17 protein-coding genes and 1 tRNA gene are annotated in these 19,680 nt (G+C 39.3%); 12 read left to right on the forward strand and 6 right to left on the reverse strand.

Annotation, left to right across the window (positions count from 1 at the left end; genetic code table 11):
- Positions 1-288: 288 nt before the first annotated feature.
- Both pssA and rho read right to left on the reverse strand, forming a co-directional pair.
- Entirely contained in the window at positions 289-984 is a 696-nt protein-coding gene (gene pssA, locus AC04Q1_RS18930; protein WP_478366132.1) for a CDP-diacylglycerol--serine O-phosphatidyltransferase, read from the reverse strand.
- A gap of 66 nt (positions 985-1,050) precedes the next feature.
- Positions 1,051-2,784 carry a transcription termination factor Rho gene (gene rho / locus AC04Q1_RS18935; protein WP_478366133.1) on the reverse strand — a complete coding sequence of 578 codons (1,734 nt, stop codon included), beginning with the start codon at positions 2,782-2,784 and terminating at the stop codon, positions 1,051-1,053.
- A 424-nt stretch (positions 2,785-3,208) separates the two neighbouring features.
- Here rho and pyrF point away from each other — a divergent pair, with 424 nt between their 5' ends.
- From pyrF to AC04Q1_RS18960, 5 genes are all read left to right on the forward strand, one after another.
- Complete coding sequence (gene pyrF, locus AC04Q1_RS18940; RefSeq protein ID WP_478366134.1) at positions 3,209-4,039, forward strand: orotidine-5'-phosphate decarboxylase; 831 nt, start codon at positions 3,209-3,211, stop codon at positions 4,037-4,039.
- 125 nt (positions 4,040-4,164) lie between these two features.
- Positions 4,165-4,410, forward strand: a complete 246-nt coding sequence (locus tag AC04Q1_RS18945) for a hypothetical protein (protein WP_478366135.1) — start codon at positions 4,165-4,167, stop codon at positions 4,408-4,410.
- A 345-nt stretch (positions 4,411-4,755) separates the two neighbouring features.
- Positions 4,756-6,039, forward strand: coding sequence for a DUF2851 family protein (locus AC04Q1_RS18950; RefSeq protein WP_478366136.1), 1,284 nt, complete (start codon positions 4,756-4,758; stop codon positions 6,037-6,039).
- 53 nt (positions 6,040-6,092) lie between these two features.
- Entirely contained in the window at positions 6,093-6,308 is a 216-nt protein-coding gene (locus tag AC04Q1_RS18955; RefSeq protein ID WP_478366137.1) for a hypothetical protein, read from the forward strand.
- Between the two features lie 133 nt (positions 6,309-6,441).
- Positions 6,442-6,660 (forward strand): PspC domain-containing protein, encoded by a 219-nt coding sequence (locus tag AC04Q1_RS18960; protein WP_478366138.1) that lies wholly within the window; start codon positions 6,442-6,444, stop codon positions 6,658-6,660.
- Positions 6,661-6,755: 95 nt separating this feature from the next.
- On the opposite strand, the gene AC04Q1_RS18965 is transcribed toward AC04Q1_RS18960, so the two are convergent.
- On the reverse strand, positions 6,756-7,415 hold the full coding sequence (locus AC04Q1_RS18965; RefSeq protein ID WP_478366139.1) for an ankyrin repeat domain-containing protein: 660 nt from the start codon (positions 7,413-7,415) through the stop codon (positions 6,756-6,758).
- 745 nt (positions 7,416-8,160) lie between these two features.
- Here AC04Q1_RS18965 and AC04Q1_RS18970 point away from each other — a divergent pair.
- The 6 genes from AC04Q1_RS18970 to AC04Q1_RS18995 all read left to right on the forward strand — a co-directional run bounded on the left by AC04Q1_RS18970 (position 8,161) and on the right by AC04Q1_RS18995 (position 15,301).
- The gene (locus AC04Q1_RS18970; protein WP_478366140.1) at positions 8,161-10,758 is read left to right on the forward strand and encodes an FtsK/SpoIIIE family DNA translocase; all 2,598 of its coding nucleotides are present in this window, start codon (positions 8,161-8,163) and stop codon (positions 10,756-10,758) included.
- A 60-nt stretch (positions 10,759-10,818) separates the two neighbouring features.
- The gene (lolA1, locus tag AC04Q1_RS18975) at positions 10,819-11,469 is read left to right on the forward strand and encodes an outer membrane lipoprotein periplasmic chaperone LolA1 (protein WP_478366141.1); all 651 of its coding nucleotides are present in this window, start codon (positions 10,819-10,821) and stop codon (positions 11,467-11,469) included.
- A gap of 1,514 nt (positions 11,470-12,983) precedes the next feature.
- Positions 12,984-13,256, forward strand: a complete 273-nt coding sequence (locus AC04Q1_RS18980; protein ID WP_219077659.1) for a hypothetical protein — start codon at positions 12,984-12,986, stop codon at positions 13,254-13,256.
- A 49-nt stretch (positions 13,257-13,305) separates the two neighbouring features.
- Positions 13,306-14,070, forward strand: coding sequence for an MBL fold metallo-hydrolase (locus AC04Q1_RS18985; protein ID WP_478366142.1), 765 nt, complete (start codon positions 13,306-13,308; stop codon positions 14,068-14,070).
- A gap of 110 nt (positions 14,071-14,180) precedes the next feature.
- Positions 14,181-14,264 (forward strand) — tRNA-Leu (locus AC04Q1_RS18990).
- 455 nt (positions 14,265-14,719) lie between these two features.
- Positions 14,720-15,301 carry a hypothetical protein gene (locus AC04Q1_RS18995; protein ID WP_113951406.1) on the forward strand — a complete coding sequence of 194 codons (582 nt, stop codon included), beginning with the start codon at positions 14,720-14,722 and terminating at the stop codon, positions 15,299-15,301.
- A gap of 101 nt (positions 15,302-15,402) precedes the next feature.
- Here the strand turns inward: AC04Q1_RS18995 and AC04Q1_RS19000 are convergent, their stop codons facing one another.
- From AC04Q1_RS19000 to AC04Q1_RS19010, 3 genes are all read right to left on the reverse strand, one after another.
- The gene (locus tag AC04Q1_RS19000) at positions 15,403-16,152 is read right to left on the reverse strand and encodes a LytR/AlgR family response regulator transcription factor (RefSeq protein ID WP_478366143.1); all 750 of its coding nucleotides are present in this window, start codon (positions 16,150-16,152) and stop codon (positions 15,403-15,405) included.
- A gap of 181 nt (positions 16,153-16,333) precedes the next feature.
- Entirely contained in the window at positions 16,334-17,953 is a 1,620-nt protein-coding gene (locus AC04Q1_RS19005; protein WP_478366144.1) for a sensor histidine kinase, read from the reverse strand.
- Between the two features lie 188 nt (positions 17,954-18,141).
- Positions 18,142-18,498 carry a winged helix-turn-helix transcriptional regulator gene (locus AC04Q1_RS19010; protein ID WP_478366145.1) on the reverse strand — a complete coding sequence of 119 codons (357 nt, stop codon included), beginning with the start codon at positions 18,496-18,498 and terminating at the stop codon, positions 18,142-18,144.
- 88 nt (positions 18,499-18,586) lie between these two features.
- On the opposite strand from AC04Q1_RS19010, the gene AC04Q1_RS19015 reads away from it, so the two are divergent.
- Positions 18,587-19,555: an aldo/keto reductase gene (locus AC04Q1_RS19015; protein WP_478366146.1), complete on the forward strand. Its 969-nt coding sequence runs from the start codon at positions 18,587-18,589 to the stop codon at positions 19,553-19,555.
- Positions 19,556-19,680: the final 125 nt, after the last annotated feature.

Below are 19,680 nucleotides of genomic sequence, written 5' to 3' on the forward strand. Positions count from 1 at the left end.
TTATTAATAAATACTTGCGGCAAATTTGAGATCGCTAATAGGAGGATATAGCTAAGTTTTATACTTTTATAAAAAAAAGCTTCTGAGAGGCGTTAATTTAACTAAATAGAAACCGCAAATTCTCAGGACAGGGAACTTCTTTTGCCCATAAAAAAAGAAAAAGCTTCCAAAGCCACTTGAAAAAGGGTTTTATTCATAGGAGGTTTATTTTTCAAATTACGCCTGACTATTAAAAAAAAATGATGCTTGAAAAATCAATTGCCTCTGTCCTGTTTATCAGGAAGAGAATTAAATCTTATTATTCGCAGTAGCGCCTCTAAAATGCAATACCGATAAGGCAATATACAATACCAAAACAAAAGGGATTGCTGCGAATTTTAGGAAAGCGATCAATATTGCCGATAGGATCAGGAAGATAAACTTGATCTTATTTTTCGCCCAGCTTAAATCGCTGAATTTTAACGAAAATATTTTGATTTCACTTACCAGTAAGAAACTGGTGATGGCCGTAATGGCGATCAGCAAGATGCTGGAAGAAATAACCTGTGGGTAATCTTTGGCAATAAAAGGTAAGGAACAGATAAACAAGGTATTCATTGGGGTATTTAAGCCAATAAAATCTTCTGTCTGCCTTTCATCATTGTTAAATTTGGCCAACCGTAATGCAGAAAAAATGGTGATTAAAAAACCAAAATAGGGCAGATAATCAGATGCATAATCACTTCCCTTTAAAAGATGGAACATGATTACACCTGGTAAAAAACCAAAACTCACCATGTCTGCCAGAGAGTCGAGATCTTTACCTATCGCAGATTTAACATTCAATAAACGGGCAACCATACCATCAAAAAAGTCGAAGATCCCAGAGAAGATTACGAAATATGCTGCGGTTTCTAAATTGCCTTTGAATGCAAAAACGATTCCGATACAGCCAGATAAAAGGTTTGCACAGGTAATCGCATTAGGGAGGTTTTTTTTTAGCATGGGGTTAGGCGCTAAGCGCATGGGGTTTGATACGCATTACTCCAAACCCCAAACGCCAAACTTATTCTAGCTGTTCATCGAAATTAAGAACTCTTCGTTACTCTTTGTTCCTTTGATCTGAGACTGAACAAATTCCATTGCTTCCTGGCTGTTCATATCGGCAAGGTGGTTACGTAAAATCCAAACACGTTGCAAAATATCCCTGTCTAATAATAAATCATCGCGACGGGTACTTGAAGCTGTAATATCAATAGCAGGGAAAATACGTTTGTTAGACAATTTACGGTCTAGCTGTAACTCCATGTTACCAGTTCCTTTAAATTCTTCGAAGATTACCTCGTCCATTTTAGAGCCTGTATCGGTTAATGCGGTAGCCAAAATGGTTAACGAACCACCATTTTCGATGTTACGTGCCGCGCCAAAGAAACGTTTTGGCTTGTGTAATGCATTTGCATCAACACCACCAGATAATATTTTACCCGATGCCGGTGCGGTGGTATTATAAGCTCTTGCCAAACGTGTAATCGAATCTAAAAGGATCACCACATCGTGGCCACTCTCTACCAAACGTTTAGATTTCTCCAAAACAATATTGGCAATTTTAACGTGACGCTCAGCAGGCTCATCAAAGGTAGAGGCAATTACCTCAGCTCTTACACTACGGGCCATATCGGTAACCTCTTCCGGACGCTCATCAATTAATAAGATAATTAAGTAAACTTCAGGGTGGTTTTTGGCAATCGCATTGGCCACTTCTTTCAGTAAATTGGTTTTACCTGTTTTTGGTTGTGCCACGATTAAACCACGCTGTCCTTTACCAATTGGCGTAAATAAATCCATAATACGGGTAGAGTAGTTGCTGTTATCCGTAAATAAATTTAATTTTTCAGTTGGGAAAAGTGGAGTTAAATAATCAAAAGGAACACGGTCGCGAACCTCAGCAGGGATTCTGCCATTAATGGTTTCTACGCGAACCAAGGGAAAATATTTTTCGCCTTCTTTTGGCGGACGGATGCTGCCTTTTACAGTATCACCGGTTTTTAAGCCAAAAAGTTTTATTTGCGACTGAGATACATAAATATCATCAGGGGAAGTTAAATAGTTGTAATCTGCAGAGCGTAAGAAACCGTAACCATCAGGCATAATCTCTAAAACGCCTTCATTCGTAATTACGTTGTCGAAATCTAAGTTAGAGTAACTGTTTTCGTTTTTGTGGTGATTGCCACCGCCCGGTTGTTTTGGCTGGCGGTTTTCATCACGTTGCTGTTTGTCCTGTTTTTCTTTCGGCTCCTGTTTTTGCTTTGGCGCTACCGGAAGTACTTCTGCACTTTCTTCGATTAAAGCCGAGATGGGTTTTACACTTTCTTCAGATTCAACAATTCTGTCAGGTTGTTGATGGTGTTGCGGCTCGTCGAATAACGTTACCGAATCTCTTCTCCTTTCAATTGGCGCAGCAGGCTCATCTTTGCTTAACCTGGCTCGTTTTTTAACCGGTTTGTCGGCTGCAACAGGCTTGTCAGCTACAACAGCATTTTCTGCTATTGCTGCAGAAGCAGCGGCGGCGGCAACTTTTGAAGTTTTGGTGGCCTTGGTTTTAGGTGCAGGCGCAGCTGCAAGAGGTTCGATTTCGCTATAAGGGTCTGCACCAGCTTTAGCGGCATTTATAATTTCCTGTTGGTGTAAAAGTACTTCAACAAGGTCGATTTTTCTAAGGGAGTCGGCACCTTCAATGCCATAGCTTTTTGCTAGCTCACGTAATTCTGTTGTGAGCTTATCATTTAATTCTGTTTTACTAAACATTCTAGATATATATGTTTCAAGAAATTTTTCATTTGTTTATAACGGATGTTTTCTGTTATAAATCTACATAGGCTTAAAAATATTTGTGTTAGCGTAGCCCGGTAGTTTCATTGTATATAAGTTCTTAAGGCTATAAAACATTAAATGAGTTCATCAGGGAAAATGCTCACATTGTTTCATAATTGTTTACAAGCTGAATAAAAAGCAAATTGTGCTTCTAAAAAATGGTAACAAAAAACAAGTCTTGATAAATTTTTCTGGGATATTCAGATAAACGGTTGAGAAATTATGTTGCAATTGTATGTATTTGAAACGTAATCTGCAAGCAAAAGTTTAAAATGTTTATAAAAATAATTTATTTGAATATAATTTTGTCGCTCAGAAAACTTAAAAATCTTCATATTTGCAGCAAATAAGCCAGTATATGACCAAACAACAACTTTTCGAGCAGATACAAAAAAAACGTTCATTTTTATGTGTCGGATTAGATTCTTCATTAGATAAGATCCCAAAACACCTGCTGAAATATGAAAATCCAATTTTGGAATTCAATAAACAGATTATTGATGCTACAAAAGATTTATGTGTGGCTTATAAACCCAATACTGCTTTTTACGAGTGTTATGGTAAAAAAGGATGGGAAACATTGATCGAAACCTGGAAATATATCCCACAGGATATTTTTTCCATTGCCGATGCCAAACGTGGTGATATTGGCAATACCTCTGCTATGTATGCCGAAACATTTTTCAATGCGGCATCATCAGAGATGAGTTTCGATTCGGTTACCGTAGCACCTTATATGGGTAGCGATTCGGTTACGCCTTTCTTAACCTTTAAAGATAAATGGGTCATTTTATTGGCTTTAACTTCTAATACCGGACATGCCGATTTTCAATTGCAGGAAATTGGTGGTGACAAACTTTTCGAAAAAGTGATCAAAACGTCGCAAAGCTGGGCAACGGATGAGCAAATGATGTATGTGGTGGGTGCAACCCGTGGTACCGCTTTTGGCGATGTGCGCAAATGGGCACCAGATCATTTTCTTTTGGTTCCGGGCGTTGGTGCACAGGGCGGCGATTTAAATGAGGTGTGTAAATATGGTTTAAATGCGCAATGTGGCTTGTTGATCAATTCTTCGAGGGGGATTATTTACGCCGGTCAGGGAGAAGATTTTGCAGAAAAGGCAAGGGAAGAGGCATTGAAACTGCAACAGGAAATGGAGCAGATTTTGATTAAGGCAGAGTTGGTTTAATTTAAGCCTCTGTTTTAGTGATATAATAGGGTTAACAGAAGTTATCGTTATGAATTGCTTTAAGTAACGTGATTAATGTTTGTGCTTTGCACCAAAATTATTATCTTTAAGTATAAGGTAAAGCTATGAAAGATCCATTAGAGAAATTAAGCTTTGAAAGATTAACCACACTGGTTAAAGCATTAACAACAGAGGAAAAACAATACCTGATCAATATCTTAATGGAAGAAAAGCAATTTGTTGTTGAGGAAGCAGAAGTTGTTTATTTAAAGAGAACCGAAACATTTGATGGAAAATGGGCCCAAAGTATTTCTGCAGAAGAATTTGAGAAAGCGGCCCATGAGCACATACAAAAACTGCCTTGGAAATAACAGTAAATTTTCATCCATCAGTTATTCTGTTTTTTAACCAACTTATTGATGATTTGTTCTACGAAGGTTACTTTTCATACAAGTAAAGTGCGCTAAACTATGTTTCTAAAATGATTTTTAATGTAAAAAGATCTATTCATAAAAAGAAACATTAACAATGTCCGACCGTACTTTTGAAATTTGGTGAATATTATATTCATTTCAATATGAATCCAAATACAACATGGTATTTTGTGTTTGAAAAAAGCGATAATAGGAATTTAATTACACATGTGTTTAATAATTCTTCTACAGAAGCGAAAGATTTAACATACAAATCTTAAGAATTATTTATTATCTTCAAGGATGAATTTTCCGGAAGATTTTCTTCATTATGTATGGCAGTTCAGGTCGTTTGATTATAACGGGCTGCAAACCGCCAATGGAGAAAGCTTGAAAATTATTAATCCGGGTTTGCTCAATAAAAATGCTGGTCCGGATTTTTTTAATGCAAAAATCGAAATTGGCGAAACCATATGGGCGGGTAATATAGAAATCCATCTCAGATCGTCTGATTGGTTAAAGCACAACCATCAGCTCAATCCTGCTTACGAAAATGTAATCCTACATGTGGTTTATGAGCACGATGCAGAAATTAAAAGAATAGACCATTCTATTGTACCTGTTGTAGCATTGAAAAACAGGATTTCTGCCGATCTCATTAAAAAATACGAAAATCTGTTCCTTACACTCACAGATTTTCCCTGCATTGCCCAGATCGGTAGCGTAGACGAATTAATTGTAGCTTCTTTTTTAGCACGGACCTTAATCGAACGTTTTGAACAGAAAACAGCTGCTGTTACCGAAACCTTAAACAAACTGAATGGAAATTGGGATGAAACTTTTTACCGTTTTATGGCGCGCAATTTTGGCTTTAAAGTGAATGCGCTACCCTTCGAACTGTTTGCTAAAGCCGTTCCGCAAAATATTTATGCCAAACATAAAAACAACCCCAGGCAGATAGAAGCACTGGTTTTTGGTGCCGCTGGTTTTTTAAATGATCAGTTCGAGGAAGAATATCCTAAAAAGCTAAAAATCGAATTTCAGTTTTTGAAGAAGAAATACCATATTAAACCTATAGAAGTGTCGATGTGGAAATTTATGAGGATGCGTCCACAGAACTTTCCAACCATCCGTCTGGCGCAGTTTGCTGCGTTAATTGTTAAGACCAATCATCTTTTTTCTAAAGTGATGGAGATAAAAGATGTTGCCGGGTTACATACTTTATTCGAAAATTTACCTGTACACACCTATTGGAAAACACATTATCATTTTAAAAAGGAAACTTCCGGGGTAAATACACAAATTGGAAAAACATCCGTAGATAATATCCTGCTCAATACCGTGGCCCTTTTTTTATTTGCTTATGGTAAACACACAGCCACACAGTTTTACATCAATAGGGCTATAAAGTTGCTGGAGAGCCTGCCAGCTGAGCAAAATGCCATTACCAGTAAATTTACCAATGCAGGCGTGAAGATGGATCATGCATTTGCTTCTCAAGGAATTTTGCAGTTGAAAAAGCAATACTGTGATCAGAAAAAATGTCTATCTTGTGGTATTGGAATTAAAATTTTAAAGCAAGCCTAACCAAATACTGATTTCAAACAAAACTTTCTACCTTATAATCTGTTTTTTGAATTATGGAATTCCCACACGAGCTAAAAGAACTTTTTCCCGATCAGATAATTGAAGTTAGAGGTAATGCTGATGCCTTAACTGTTATTTTGAACAGAGAAGTTGATATTCATAAATTTAAAAAAGAATTGATCAAAAGATTCTCAGGTTTAGAAGAACAGCAAACGCTCTTTATCAAACATGAAGATAAACAGGATTTCGAAAAATTGGTATTAGAATAGCAGTTTCAATATTTAGCGATTGGTATTTAACCAATTAATTTTGTTAAATTAGATTTTGAAAATAAAATTATAATTTTGGGTGACAATAATTAATCCAACGTTGTCGTTATTATGATTTTTTAAATAGCTTAAAATGTTCCAGAAAATCATCACTTATTTTGAGCAGCAGAGTTTTGGAGTTTCAACCTATTTGGCCAATAAGCTGAATATGAGCACAGCAAAAGTTCGCCTGTTTTTTATTTACTCCTCCTTTTTGGCGGTTGGTTTTCCGATATTATTTTATTTTTTAGCCGCAGTAGTGCTCGATATCAGAACGTATATGAAAAGGATGCGGTCGAGAATATGGGAGTAATTCAGTTGGCAGTTAACAGTTTTTAATGTGCAGTTAACTTTCCAATTAGTGGTTTGTAGTTGAATCAACTTAAAACTACAAACTGTGAACCGAAACTAATCATCATCTCTTAAAATCTCCGCAATTTCGTTAAACCCTTTTTCTGCAGCTAAATCTGCGGGTAGTTTTCCACCCTCCATGCGTAAAGAAACTTCTGCGCCATGTTCTAAAAGTATAATAATCAGTTCTATGTTTCCCAGTTGTGCGGCGGTATGTAAGGGCGCCAGTCCTGCTTTCTGACAAACATTTGGGTAAGCACCCGCTTCCAAGAGCATTTTGGTAATGTTAAAATTATTAGCGGCAACGGCTGAGTGGATCGGGAATACATTAAATCCGTTTTTCGAGGCCAGGTTAACATCCGCACCTTTTAATACTAAAAAGCGGGCTAAATCTTCGTGTCCGAAATAACAGGTTAAACCTAGCGGCGTAAAACCATCTTCCGAAAATTCGTTAATACTACCCGGACTTTGAAATATCAATTGCGAAGCTGCATCAAATTTGCCCACTGCACAGGCTTCGAACAAGGTGAGGTCATTTACAAATTCAGCAATTAAATCGGCGATTTCCTGTTTTTTATAATAACAGGCCAGTAACAGTGGCGAGATGTGATGTGAAGTATCCACATTTGCCAGTTTCGGATTTTCTACCAAAATTTCTTTTACTGATTGTAAATTTCCTGCTTCAATTTGTTCTTCGAGTTGCGCTATACCCATCATATATTTCAAAAATCGCTTTAAATTAACAAAAATTAAGAAATTGTAAACTTTAATGCTTAAATATATATAGTGTAAAGCAAATTAGCAAAAGTCAAAGACCTCGAGGTTTTTAAGCGGCTTCAGCCCTCAACGAGACCTTTGAAAATAATTAAATGAGGAATTAAACCTGCAAGGGCTTGGTCGCATTTATCTTTAAGCCAAAGCACTACTGGCCCGGGTAAAAAAAACCTGATAGAACGGAAAGCCCCGAACGAGGTACGAGTGAAGACTTGTAGTGATAGCAGGACTGTCGTAACCGAAGTGTACTGAACGCTGCTTTTCAAAATAATTTTAGCACATTTAATTATTTCGCCAGACCTTACAAGTTTAAAAGGTCTTAAATAAAAATCCCGTTTAACCTCTCCAGGCAAAACGGGATAAAACCTAAAACAAAATCCGTTTCATTTGACAAAACGTAACAACTTGTGCGTTGTTAAAATAATAGACGATAATTTCTGTTTAAGGTTTAATGCCCGATGAATATTTTTATTTAATTTAAGGCAGATTATAGAAACATCACAAATTCACCAGCATATTTTAATAATTCGACAGGTTGGTTCGTTGTTTGTATATGCAGGAGGGGAAATGATAAAACAGCTTATAACAGTAACAGTTGCGATTTGTGATTATTTTTTTTGTAAGCCTTTCGCAAATGCTGCGCAGTTTTATCTAAGTTTGTTCAATATTAAATTATTTAGGATAGAAAATGTCGGTAAGGGGTAACCAGTTTAAAACCAATACATTCAGAGATAAAGGTGCAGAAAGTGCACCCGGCAGATCATCATCAGGTCGTCAGCCAAAAGAAAAAAGAGAATTTTTGCCAAGTTTCGACCTGGCCGATGGGCGTGCGGTTAAAATTGTAGGTCTGTTTTTTGTGATATTATCATTATATTTTTTAATCGCTTTTACTTCGTATTTGTTTACCTGGCAGGATGACCAGAGTTATGTAATCGATGCAAATGGCGGCTGGGGTAATCTTTTTAAGACAACTGAAGAATTGAAAGAATCGGGGGTTACCATACCTGTTGTACAAAACTGGCTGGGTAAATTCGGCGCTTTGCTATCGCACCAGTTTATTTACGAATGGTTCGGTATTGCCTCTTTCTTATTTGTGCTGGCCTTTTTTATTATTGGCTACCGTTTGTTGTTTAAGGTGAAAATCCTTTCCATCTCTAAAACATTAGGCTACAGTTTTTTCTTTTTACTGTTTATCTCACTAACCTTAGGTTTTGCTCACAGTTTCTGGTCAGAATCGCCTCATTATCTAGAGGGCGAATTTGGCTATTGGAGCAATAAATTGTTAGGGGCGCAAATTGGCGCAGCTGGTGTTGCCGGATTAATTGCCTTTGCCGGATTAACCATTTTAATTATCGCTTACAATATCGATTTTAAATTCCCGGAGCGTAAGGAAAAAGAGGTTTACCTGGATAACGAAACACCTGATTATGTAAATGATATTAGAGAACAATCGGTAAAAAACAAAACTTTTGAGGAACCATCGTCGCCTATTGAGTTTCCGGTTCGCGATAAACCTCCTGTAAGCAATGAACGTAAGCAGCAGAACGTAGTGTTGCAGCCTAACCGTTACGAAGAAAAAGAAGCTGAAGCAGCAGTTGTGCCACCTGTGGTATTGTCGCCATTGGCTACCAATTTACCTTTGGCTACTGCAGCGGCTACTTCGTTACCACTAACGGTTGAGCCGCCAATAGAAGCAGAAAAGGAACCCGCATTTACCATCGAGAAAACGGAAGAGGAAAAAAAATCGGAAGATCTGGTTGAACAGTTTGGTAATTACGATGAAAAATTAGACTTATCGGGTTATAAATATCCAACAATAGATTTATTGGAAAACTACGGGACCAATAAAATATCGGTTAATGCCGAAGAACTGGAAGCCAACAAAAACAAAATTGTTGAAACCCTTAACCATTACAATATCGAAATTGATAAGATTAAGGCAACAATTGGCCCAACGGTTACCCTTTACGAAATTATTCCAGCCCCAGGGGTGAGGATTTCGAAAATCAAGAACCTGGAAGATGATATTGCACTTTCATTGGCCGCGTTAGGGATCCGTATTATTGCACCAATGCCGGGTAAGGGAACCATTGGTATCGAAGTGCCAAACCAGCACCCTGAAATGGTGCCGATGCGCAGCATTTTAAATACCGAAAAATGGAGCCAAACCACCATGGATTTACCCATCGCTTTAGGTAAAACCATCAGTAATGAGGTGTTTATCGCCGATCTGGCTAAAATGCCCCACTTATTGGTAGCTGGTGCCACAGGTCAGGGTAAATCGGTGGGTATCAATGCTATCCTGGTTTCACTATTGTTTAAAAAGCACCCTGCACAACTGAAATTTGTGTTGGTCGATCCGAAAAAGGTAGAGTTAACATTATTTAACCGCATCGAAAGACACTTTTTGGCCAAACTCCCGGGAGAAGCCGATGCCATTATTACCGATACCAAAAAAGTGGTGAATACCTTAAATTCACTTTGTATCGAAATGGATCAACGGTACGATTTGCTGAAGGATGCACAGGTGAGAAACCTAAAAGAATATAACGATAAATTTATCAAGCGTAAGCTTAACCCCAACAATGGTCACCGCTTTTTGCCTTTCATTGTTTTGGTGGTAGATGAGTTTGCCGATTTAATGATGACGGCTGGTAAAGAAGTTGAAGCCCCAATTGCACGTTTGGCACAGTTGGCCAGGGCCATCGGGATCCACCTTGTTCTCGCCACCCAGCGTCCATCGGTAAATATTATTACGGGTACCATTAAAGCCAATTTCCCGGCCAGGTTAGCCTTTAGGGTTTTATCGAAAATCGATTCGCGGACCATTTTAGATAGTGGCGGTGCCGATCAGCTTATTGGCCGTGGTGATATGCTTTTATCTACAGGAAGCGACTTAATCAGGCTACAGTGTGCTTTCGTTGATACACCTGAGGTAGACCGTATTTCGGAATATATCGGTAACCAGCGTGGTTATGCGGATGCCTATCAGTTGCCCGAATATATAGATGAAGCAGGCGAGGGAAGCAAAGCTGATTTTGATCCCAATGAGCGGGATAAGTTCTTTGAAGATGCCGCCAGACTGATTGTCATGCATCAACAAGGTTCTACGTCGCTCATACAGCGTAAACTGAAGCTGGGCTACAACAGGGCGGGCAGGATTATCGATCAGTTGGAGGCTGCCGGAATTGTTGGTCCTTTTGAAGGAAGCAAGGCCCGTGAGGTTTTATATCCTGACGAATATTCTTTGGAACAGTTCTTGAATAGTATGAATGACAAAGACTAGATTAAACCAATACCAAAAAATCTACTCTAACGTTTCAAAGAAAAAATTAAAAAAGAAAAGATGAAGAAATTAATTTCAGCATTAATGGTGGTAGTTGCCTTTACAACTTCAACTTATGCTCAAACTGATGCGAAAGCTAAAGCAATTTTAGCTGATGTGAGTAAAAAATACAAATCGTATAATATTGTAAAAACCGATTTTACTTTCACGCTGGATAATCCAAAAGCTAAAGTAAAAGAAACCCAGCAAGGTACCTTGTATGTGAAAGCCAACTCTAACAAGTATAAAGTGGCGATGACCAACCAGGAGTTATTCAGTGATGGCAAAAGCCAGTGGACTTACCTTAAAAAAGACAAAGAAGTACAGGTAAGCAATGTAGACAACAGTGGCGATGCCATTAATCCCGCTAAAATCTTTACCGTTTACGAAAAAGGATTTAAATATGTGTATACCGGCGACGAAAAGGTAGGTGGTAAAACATATGAAATGATCGATTTAACCCCTGTTGACGCTAAGAAATCGATTTTTAAAGTACGTTTAAGTATTGATAAAGTGGCTAAACAGATTGCAAACGTTGTTCTGTTCGATAAAAACGGAAACAAATATACTTACAACGTGAAAACTTTTTCGCCTAACGTAAATGTACCCGAAACTACTTTTGCTTTCGATGCCAAAAAATATCCTGGTGTTGAAGTGGTAGACTTAAGATAATCATACTTACCGCCCAAGCGGGATGAAACCGGAAAGGTTCAGTTGGAAACAGCTGAACCTTTTTTGTTTGATAACAATCTTAGCCGTTTATAACTCAGATGACTGAGGTGGTAGAAAATTACCACTCTTTCCTATTGAACCACCTTAGGCACCTAAGTTCATGTAAGTTTTGTAAATCATATTCCTAAGGCGGTCGTCATGCTGAACTTGTTTCAGCATCCTTTCTGCCGTTAATCGGTCCCGATTTCAGCAATCTTACAACGATCGCTATTAACATGCGCTATCGGATGACGACCGCTTTATTGGAGCCTGTCAATGGTAACCATTTCAACTTAGATGTGCTCCGGTGACTGAGGTGGTAGAGAAATTACCATTCTTTCCTATTGAACCACCTTAGTCCCCTGAGTTCACCTAAGTTTTGTAAATCATATTCCTATGGCGGTCGTCATGCTGAACTTGTTTCAGCATCCTTTCTGCCGTTAATCGGTCCCGATTTCAGCAATCTTATAACGATCGCTACTAACATGCGGTATTGGATGACGACCGCTCTACTGGAGCCTGTCAATGGTGACCATTCAACTCAGATGTGCTAAGGTGACTTAGGTGGTAGAGAAATTACCATTCTTTCCAATTCACCTTAGACAACTGAGTTCATGTAAGTTTTGTTAACCGTATTCCTAAGGCGGTCGTCATGCTGAACTAGTTTCAGCATCCTTCCTGTCCTTAATCGGTCCCGATTTCAGCAATCTAACAACGATCGCTACTAACATGCGCTATCGGATGACGACCGCTCTACTGGAGCCTGTCAATGGTGACCATTTCAATTCAGATGTGCTCAGGTGACTGAGGTGGTAGAGAAATTACCACTCTTTCCTATTGAACCACCTTAGGCACCTGAGTTCACGTAAGTTTTGTTAACCATATTCCTAAGGCGGTCGTCATACTGAACTTGTTTCAGCATCCTTCCTGCCGTTAATCGGTCCCGATTTCAGCAATCTCACAACGATCGCTACTAACATGCGCTATCGGATGACGACCGCTTTATTGGAGCCTGTCAATGGTGACCATTTCAACTCAGATGTGCTCAGGTGACTTAGGTGGTAGAGAAATTACCACTCTTTCCTATTGAACCACCTTAATCACCTGAGTTCACGTAAGTTTTGTTAACCGTATTCCTAAGGCGGTCGTCATGCTGAACTTGTTTCAGCATCCTTCCTGCCATTATCGGTCCCGATTTCAGCAATCTTACAACGATCGCTACTAACATGCGTTATCGGATGACGACCGCTCTACTGGAACCTGTCAATGGTGACCATTTCAACTCAGATGTGCTCAGGTGACTTAGGTGGTAGAGAAATTACCATTCTTTCCGATTCACCTTAGACCACTGAGTTCACCTGAGCCATTTATCAAGCAAGATGCACTCAGATAACTGAAGTGTTGACAAAATAAAACGTTATTTTTTTACAAACGTATTTATGAATGCTGCGCAGATTTATCTAAGTTTGTTTCCAATGTCATTGCCACTAACAAACCATACTTTAGAGAAATTGGAAGCCCTGCTTTTTGCAATGGGTTATAAGGTACGTTACGAGAAAGGGAACTTTAAAACGGGTTCCTGCCTGCTCGAACACAATAAGGTTGTTGTAGTGAATAAATTTTCGAACCTGGAAGGAAAAATTGCCGCACTGGTTACGCTGGTAAAGCAGACCAATGCCGACGAAAATCTATTGGACGAAAAACAGCGTCAGTTTTATCAATCCTTACAACAAACCGAATTATTTTAATGAAGATACAGCGCAAGGATTATAGTTATAGAAAGGAAGGTTTACGCCGATGAAAGTTACTTTTTTAGGTACCGGTACATCACAAGGCGTTCCTGTAATTGCCTGTAATTGTGAAGTCTGTAGATCTACGGATAAAAGAGACAACCGTTTAAGGACTTCTATTTTAGTGGAAACGGCTGATAAAACCATCGTGGTAGATAGCGGCCCCGATTTCCGCTACCAGCTGCTGCGCGAAAAGGTAAAGGACCTGGATGCGGTGCTGTTTACCCACGAACATAAAGACCATATTGCGGGTTTAGATGATATCAGGCCCTTTAATTACCTGCTGCACAAGGTAATCGATGTGTATGCTACTGAAAGGGTACAAACGGCTTTAAAAAGAGAGTTCTATTATATCTTTGCCGAAACCAAATACCACGGTTTGCCACAGATTAACCTGCATACCGTAAACAATGGCGAAGATTTTAAGATTGGCGGTACGACCATTATTCCTTTTGAGGTGATGCACCATTTATTGCCAATTATGGGTTACAGGATTGGCGATTTTACTTATATCACCGATGCCAAAACCATATCAGAACAGAGTTTCGAGAAAATAAAAGGCTCAAAAATATTGGTGCTGAATGCTTTGCAAAAAGAACCACATATTTCGCATTTTACTTTGGGCGAGGCCATTGCCTTTGCCGAAAGGGTAGGGGCCGAAACCACTTATCTTACACACATCAGTCATAATCTAGGTAAACATGCCGATGTAGAAAAAGACCTGCCTGCGCATATCAGACTGGCTTACGATGGTTTAAAAATAGAATTGTAAATGATTGTATGAAAATGCAAAATTAAATTATATTTGCAGCACAAACCCAGGTGGCAGTCCCGATAGCAATCGGGATGGTAAACGACTTCGGGAATCATTAAGTAGTAAATACCCAGGTGGCGAAATTGGTAGACGCACCAGCTTGAGGGGCTGGCGCCTGTATAGGTGTGGGAGTTCGAATCTCCTCTTGGGTACGCTAAAGCTTCGGTTCTACCGAAGCTTTTTTGTTTTCTTATGGCATCAGTTTATATAATTTTAAAAACTTAAAGCAATATCCTGTGCTGCTTGTTAAACTTATAGAGCGATATCATTAATGGCGACCCCGATAGCTTGAGGGGCTGGCGCCTGTATGGGTGTGTGGGTTCGATCCGATAGCTATCTGATCTCCTCTTGGGTACAACCGCACTTTGAAAATTTTCAAGTATGGTTTTTAATGTCAAATTGGCTTTATATACTATTTTAAACTTTGCTCAAAGTATTTCATTATCACACCAGATTAATATAGTCTTTGCTTAGGGAGACGGCTATACCCCTTTTAGGAGTACACTTATTCGGCTCTTCTTCAAAGACTTAAATCCGTTTTCGTACTTAAGTAAAACTATATACGTGTAGTGATGTTGAGACGAAATAAATATAAAATTCGTCTATCATGAAAAAAAATCTATTAAAATTTCTATTTGCAGGGCTATTGTTTGCCGGAAGTGCACAGGCACAGATTCAAAAAGGTAATGTGATGGTTGGTGGAAACCTCACCAACATTAACCTGGGTTTAGATGCCCCAAACGTTTTTAGTATAGATATTACGCCAAAAGCTGCCTGGTTTATCGAAGATAATTTAGCTGTGGGTGGTTATGTGAACTTTGGTTTGGAAACGGCTAAAAACTCAGCTACCACAACCAGTTACGGTGTGGGTGCATTAGGGCGTTATTATGCGGGTAAAGACGTGGAAGTGTTAAAACACGGACGTTTCTTTGCTGAAGCAACTGTTGGTGTAGGTGGTGTGAATGTGAGTAATGGTGGTGGAAATACCAATGGACTTGATTTAAGCGTTGGTCCTGGTTTTGCATACTTTATTACCCCGAACATTGGTTTAGAAACCCTGGTTAAATACAAAGGCCTTGTAGGCTTTGGAAGTTCGACCATGCAGAACAATTTAAATCTTTCTTTCGGATTCCAGATCTATCTTCCAGGTAGGGGAACAGCAAGAAAAGTTAAAGGAGATATGAACTAATTATTGTTCATCTTCTGGTTTTCATCAGCGATTGTGCTGATGGTTACAAGGTCTGCACTTATTACAGGAGCAGACCTTGTTGTTTATTCATCAATTTATTCCTAAAGCCGTTGCAAACCCTTTTTTACCGTCTCCTTGTTGGGTTTGGAAATGGGTATTTTTTCTCCGGTAGTTAACAGGAGTACACCTCCATCTTCCTTTAACCAGCTTTTTACATATTTAGGATTAACCAAATGGCTTTGGTGGGTTCTTAAAAATCCGCCGGGGCGTAGTAAATCTGCATATTCCTTGAGCGGTTTGGAGACCAATATTTTCTCCTCATTTGAAAGAAAGAAATGGGTATAGGTATTGTCGGCCTCACAACGGATAATATCCGATAGGGTAACATACCGCACTTCGCCTTGCATCTGCAGGGCAATTTTGCTCACGTTTGTTTCGGGTTTTTTAAGTTGTTGGAGTAAAAAATCGAGCTGCGTGCTTTGTATTGGAGTCGACAGTTTATGTCCGGCTTTATTTACCGCATGTACCAATTCTTCAATATCAATGGGTTTTAAAAGATAATCCAAAGCGGCAAATTTCACTGCCTGTATGCCATATTGATCGTGCGCAGTAACAAAAATAACTTCGAAATTACGTGTTGGAAGCAGTTTTAATACATCAAAACCTGTTTCATCGCCCATTTGAATGTCCAGAAACACCAGGTGGGGTATATGTTTTTCGATGGCCTCAACCGCATCGCTTACATTTTGAGCTGTTGCCGCTATCGTTACCTGCGGGCAGTGCTTCTCTAACAATGACCGCAGGTTTTCTAAATTGGAGATTTCGTCGTCTATTAGTATTGCCTTCATCATAGTATAGCCAAATATCGTTAAGTTAAGCGTTTTTAACCACAGATGCACACAGATAAACACGGATTTTAATATCCCGCCTGAACAGCCGGACAAGTGTGTGCATCCTTTTTATCCCCCGAAATCGGGACAAATAGTGGTTAAATTATTTTTGCTTGTGCCGAGGCGTAAATAGAGCATTGTACTATAGCCAATCGGTGAGTGTTAAACTTATTGTTGTGCCCTTAGGGCTTGATTGTACCACTAAAGTAAAGCGATTTTCTTTATAAACATCATTTAATAAGGCTATTCTACTGTGGCTTAATGGTAAACCCAAACCATCGCTCTTCTTTCTGGTGTCGAATCCGTTTCCGTTATCGGTAACGCTTAACACCAGATCATTTGTTTGTTTGCTAAAGGTGATGATAATTTTCCCATCAGCAGCTTTTTTCGATATGCCATGTTTTACCGCATTTTCTACAAAGGGTTGTAGCAGCATACTCGGGATCTCTATGTTATCTAAAGTTAAATGCTCGGAGGGGTTAATTTCGTATTGAAAGCCGAACCGCAATTGCTCCATTTGCAGGTAATCATCTAATAAGGTTTTCTCCTGTGATAAACTGACCAGTTCTTTATCGTTGAGTACGTTCCGTGTTAAACGGGCAAATTTAGACAGGTATTTATTGGCATTGTCGATTTCGTTTTTGTTCATCAGATTTTGAATGCCAGAGAGGGCATTAAACAAAAAATGAGGGTTGAGTTGTGCACGGATGGAGTTAAGCTGAAGCCTTGCCGTATTTTTTTGCTGTTCTTCTTCTGCCAGCCTTTTTTTGTTCCTTCTTTTGATGGCATTAAATATCAGTAGAAAATTTAAACCAATCACAAATGCGGCCATTATCGCATAGCTGTAGAGTTCTTTTTTGGTGTAATTTTCTTCATCGAGAGTGATCAAAAGCGTATGGCGGGTGACGTATTTTTCGGTTTCTTTTGGTGAGATATCGCAATCAAAGCAACTGGTCCACTTAATCGATGGCTGAATAATAATCTCATACTCGCCCGACTTTTTGAAAATGTTTTTATCAATTTCTATAAAAGGTAGTTGCTCATGGTCTTCACTGATGATGCCACCATATCGCCAGGTAGTTGATTCGAAAATGATTTTATTGGTTTTTTTGTCTTTTATTGAGGTATTGTAAAGATAGTCGATGTCTGATTTGTCTTTCACAATGGTTAGCTGCAAATCTTTTTCAGTGAAAGTAAAGTTTGTGCTCACTTTTGGGTCTTTTACCCAGCTGGTGTTATAGATCTGATCGCTTTTGCTCAGCATTGAAAAAGATAGGATTTTTGCTTTTGGGATAGGTTTTCCGTAAAAAACAGCTTTATCGATATCCTGCGGTTTGTCTGTGCTATATACCAATGTGGTAACCGTTTTACCTTTTATTGGGAAAGTACCCAGCATTGTAGAACTGAACAGTTCTTCATCTCCTTCAGCGTGGGTATCGGTTAGTTGCGCCATGTGAATTGGCTTGTTAAGCGCGATGGCTTTGTTATCTGCCAAAATGGTATACCGATAGTGCTGTATATTAATATTCTTTCTGAAATTAATTGAGACACTGACCTGGTTTACATCAGGCAAATAATTAAAGGTGGTGCGGGGCTGATTGGGAAAGCCAATGGCGTAAAAAACGTTTTTGGCCCCGCTATCCACACTCATCAGCAATTTACCTCCGGCAGCAATATGGCTGGAAAAATTAATGCCTTTTTGGGCATGTGCTACAGATAGTGCGATAATGAGATTGAGCAGTATAAAGATTGTCTTTTTCATTGTGTTGAGTTTAATTTTCATCAAACTAATGGCAATAATAGCGAAACTACAATGATAAAACAGGAAAGGGGGTGTTTGAAATAGTAGCGGAGTGGTTTTGTACAGAATTTGAATAGGATAAAGCTGGTGTATATGGGCTATGTGGACAACTCCGGGTGAAATGAACGGTGGTAAATAACAGCTTTATTTCATTTAGGATTTAGAAAAAAAGGTTCCAGTATTTCCCTATGTTTTTCTCCCCATTGTGCAGTAGTTTCGATTACAGGGATTAAGGTTTCACCCAGCGGGGTAAGTTCGTATTCCACTTTTAGCGGTAGCTGGTCAAAAACCGTTTTGGCGATGATGCCCAAAGTGGCCAGTTGTTTCAGTTGGGTATCTAAAAGGCGTCTGGATGCCATTGGGATGCGGCGATGTAATTCACCTGGTCTTTTAATACCTAAATAAATGCTCCAGATGAGCGCAATCTTCCATTTGCCGTTCATCACCTCCATAAAAAGATGCAGACCGCATTCAAGGTCGATGGGGAGCTTTCTTTCGTACATCATGCAAATATAGGTCATCGGTATGTCTTTTCCGATAGGGCTGAATTTAGCCTTACTTGATTCCTTTATGGTGTTGTTCGACCTTTACCGCATGAAAAATAAATTATTTGGAAGCTATACCGGATTACCTGCCAGTGAACTGGTACTTGGTGCGGCAAATTTTGGCAGTCGCCGTGGCTATGGTGCCGATGAAAAGGATATTGAAAAAATACTGAATACCTATGCCGATGCAGGCGGTAATTTTATCGATGTGGCAGATCAGTATCAGCTGGGTGAGGCAGAAGAAGTTGTAGGCAGGTTTATTGAAGGCCAACGGCACAATTTTATCATCTGCACCAAATATACCCGGAGCGCCGAAAAGGATCCATCTCCGGTAAATTCGGGCAATCACCGCAAAGCGATGCGGCAAGGGGTAGAGGCCAGTTTAAAAAGACTTAAAACAGATTATATCGATATTTTTATGCCGCATTATGATGACGGGCTTACCCCGATAGATGAAATTGTATGTGGCCTGGAAGATCTGGTCAAATCGGGAAAAATTTTATATACCGGACTGGCTAATTTTCCCGCATGGAAAGTAGCGGCGATTGCCAGCAAGATTCCTCTTGCCGCCATACAAATGGAATATAATCTGATCCAGCGAACCGCCGACCGCGAGCTTATGGGCGTATCAGATCATTATGGATTGGGCAAAATGCTCTATTCGCCACTGGCTGGTGGATTGCTGACGGGCAAATATCGTAATGGTGCCTCCGGACGTTTGAATACCGGCTCGGGCAATGCATATACAGAAGACAATAAAACCAAAGCCATCCTTGATGAGCTGGAATCCATTGCAGCCGAAGTTGATGCCACAGTAGGCCAGGTGGCATTGGGATGGACACTAACCAAAAACGCTTTCCCTATCATTGGCGCCAGAAAACCTACTCACCTGAATGAAAGTCTTCACGCACTAGAGATTACCTTATCTGTTGATCAATTACAAAGACTGGAAGCGCTTAGTGCAGTAGAAATGGGCTATCCGCATGATCTGCTCCAAACTGTTCAGCACAAGATTTGATGCATAGGCGCATATGCTAATGCCTAAGGCGATCGTCATATTGTCTCAAAGCTTTATTTGTGCTCAATATCATCTGTAAAATCTTTATTGAGTATGTGGACTTAGGGCAAAATTGATAAACGTTA

It is taken from the genome of Pedobacter humicola (assembly GCF_056490705.1).

Bases quoted from the DNA above. Each gene is read 5' to 3' on its own strand.
- AC04Q1_RS19015 (WP_478366146.1), top strand. From the start codon at position 18,587: ATGAAAAATAAATTATTTGGAAGCTATACCGGATTACCTGCCAGTGAA.
- AC04Q1_RS19005 (WP_478366144.1), bottom strand. From the start codon at position 17,953: ATGAAAAAGACAATCTTTATACTGCTCAATCTCATTATCGCACTATCT.
- AC04Q1_RS19010 (WP_478366145.1), bottom strand. From the start codon at position 18,498: ATGATGTACGAAAGAAAGCTCCCCATCGACCTTGAATGCGGTCTGCAT.
- lolA1 (WP_478366141.1), top strand. From the start codon at position 10,819: ATGAAGAAATTAATTTCAGCATTAATGGTGGTAGTTGCCTTTACAACT.
- rho (WP_478366133.1), bottom strand. From the start codon at position 2,784: ATGTTTAGTAAAACAGAATTAAATGATAAGCTCACAACAGAATTACGT.
- AC04Q1_RS18985 (WP_478366142.1), top strand. From the start codon at position 13,306: ATGAAAGTTACTTTTTTAGGTACCGGTACATCACAAGGCGTTCCTGTA.
- AC04Q1_RS18960 (WP_478366138.1), top strand. From the start codon at position 6,442: ATGTTCCAGAAAATCATCACTTATTTTGAGCAGCAGAGTTTTGGAGTT.
- AC04Q1_RS18970 (WP_478366140.1), top strand. From the start codon at position 8,161: ATGTCGGTAAGGGGTAACCAGTTTAAAACCAATACATTCAGAGATAAA.
- AC04Q1_RS18965 (WP_478366139.1), bottom strand. From the start codon at position 7,415: ATGATGGGTATAGCGCAACTCGAAGAACAAATTGAAGCAGGAAATTTA.
- pyrF (WP_478366134.1), top strand. From the start codon at position 3,209: ATGACCAAACAACAACTTTTCGAGCAGATACAAAAAAAACGTTCATTT.
- AC04Q1_RS18955 (WP_478366137.1), top strand. From the start codon at position 6,093: ATGGAATTCCCACACGAGCTAAAAGAACTTTTTCCCGATCAGATAATT.
- AC04Q1_RS18950 (WP_478366136.1), top strand. From the start codon at position 4,756: ATGAATTTTCCGGAAGATTTTCTTCATTATGTATGGCAGTTCAGGTCG.
- AC04Q1_RS18945 (WP_478366135.1), top strand. From the start codon at position 4,165: ATGAAAGATCCATTAGAGAAATTAAGCTTTGAAAGATTAACCACACTG.
- AC04Q1_RS19000 (WP_478366143.1), bottom strand. From the start codon at position 16,152: ATGATGAAGGCAATACTAATAGACGACGAAATCTCCAATTTAGAAAAC.
- AC04Q1_RS18995 (WP_113951406.1), top strand. From the start codon at position 14,720: ATGAAAAAAAATCTATTAAAATTTCTATTTGCAGGGCTATTGTTTGCC.
- pssA (WP_478366132.1), bottom strand. From the start codon at position 984: ATGCTAAAAAAAAACCTCCCTAATGCGATTACCTGTGCAAACCTTTTA.
- AC04Q1_RS18980 (WP_219077659.1), top strand. From the start codon at position 12,984: ATGTCATTGCCACTAACAAACCATACTTTAGAGAAATTGGAAGCCCTG.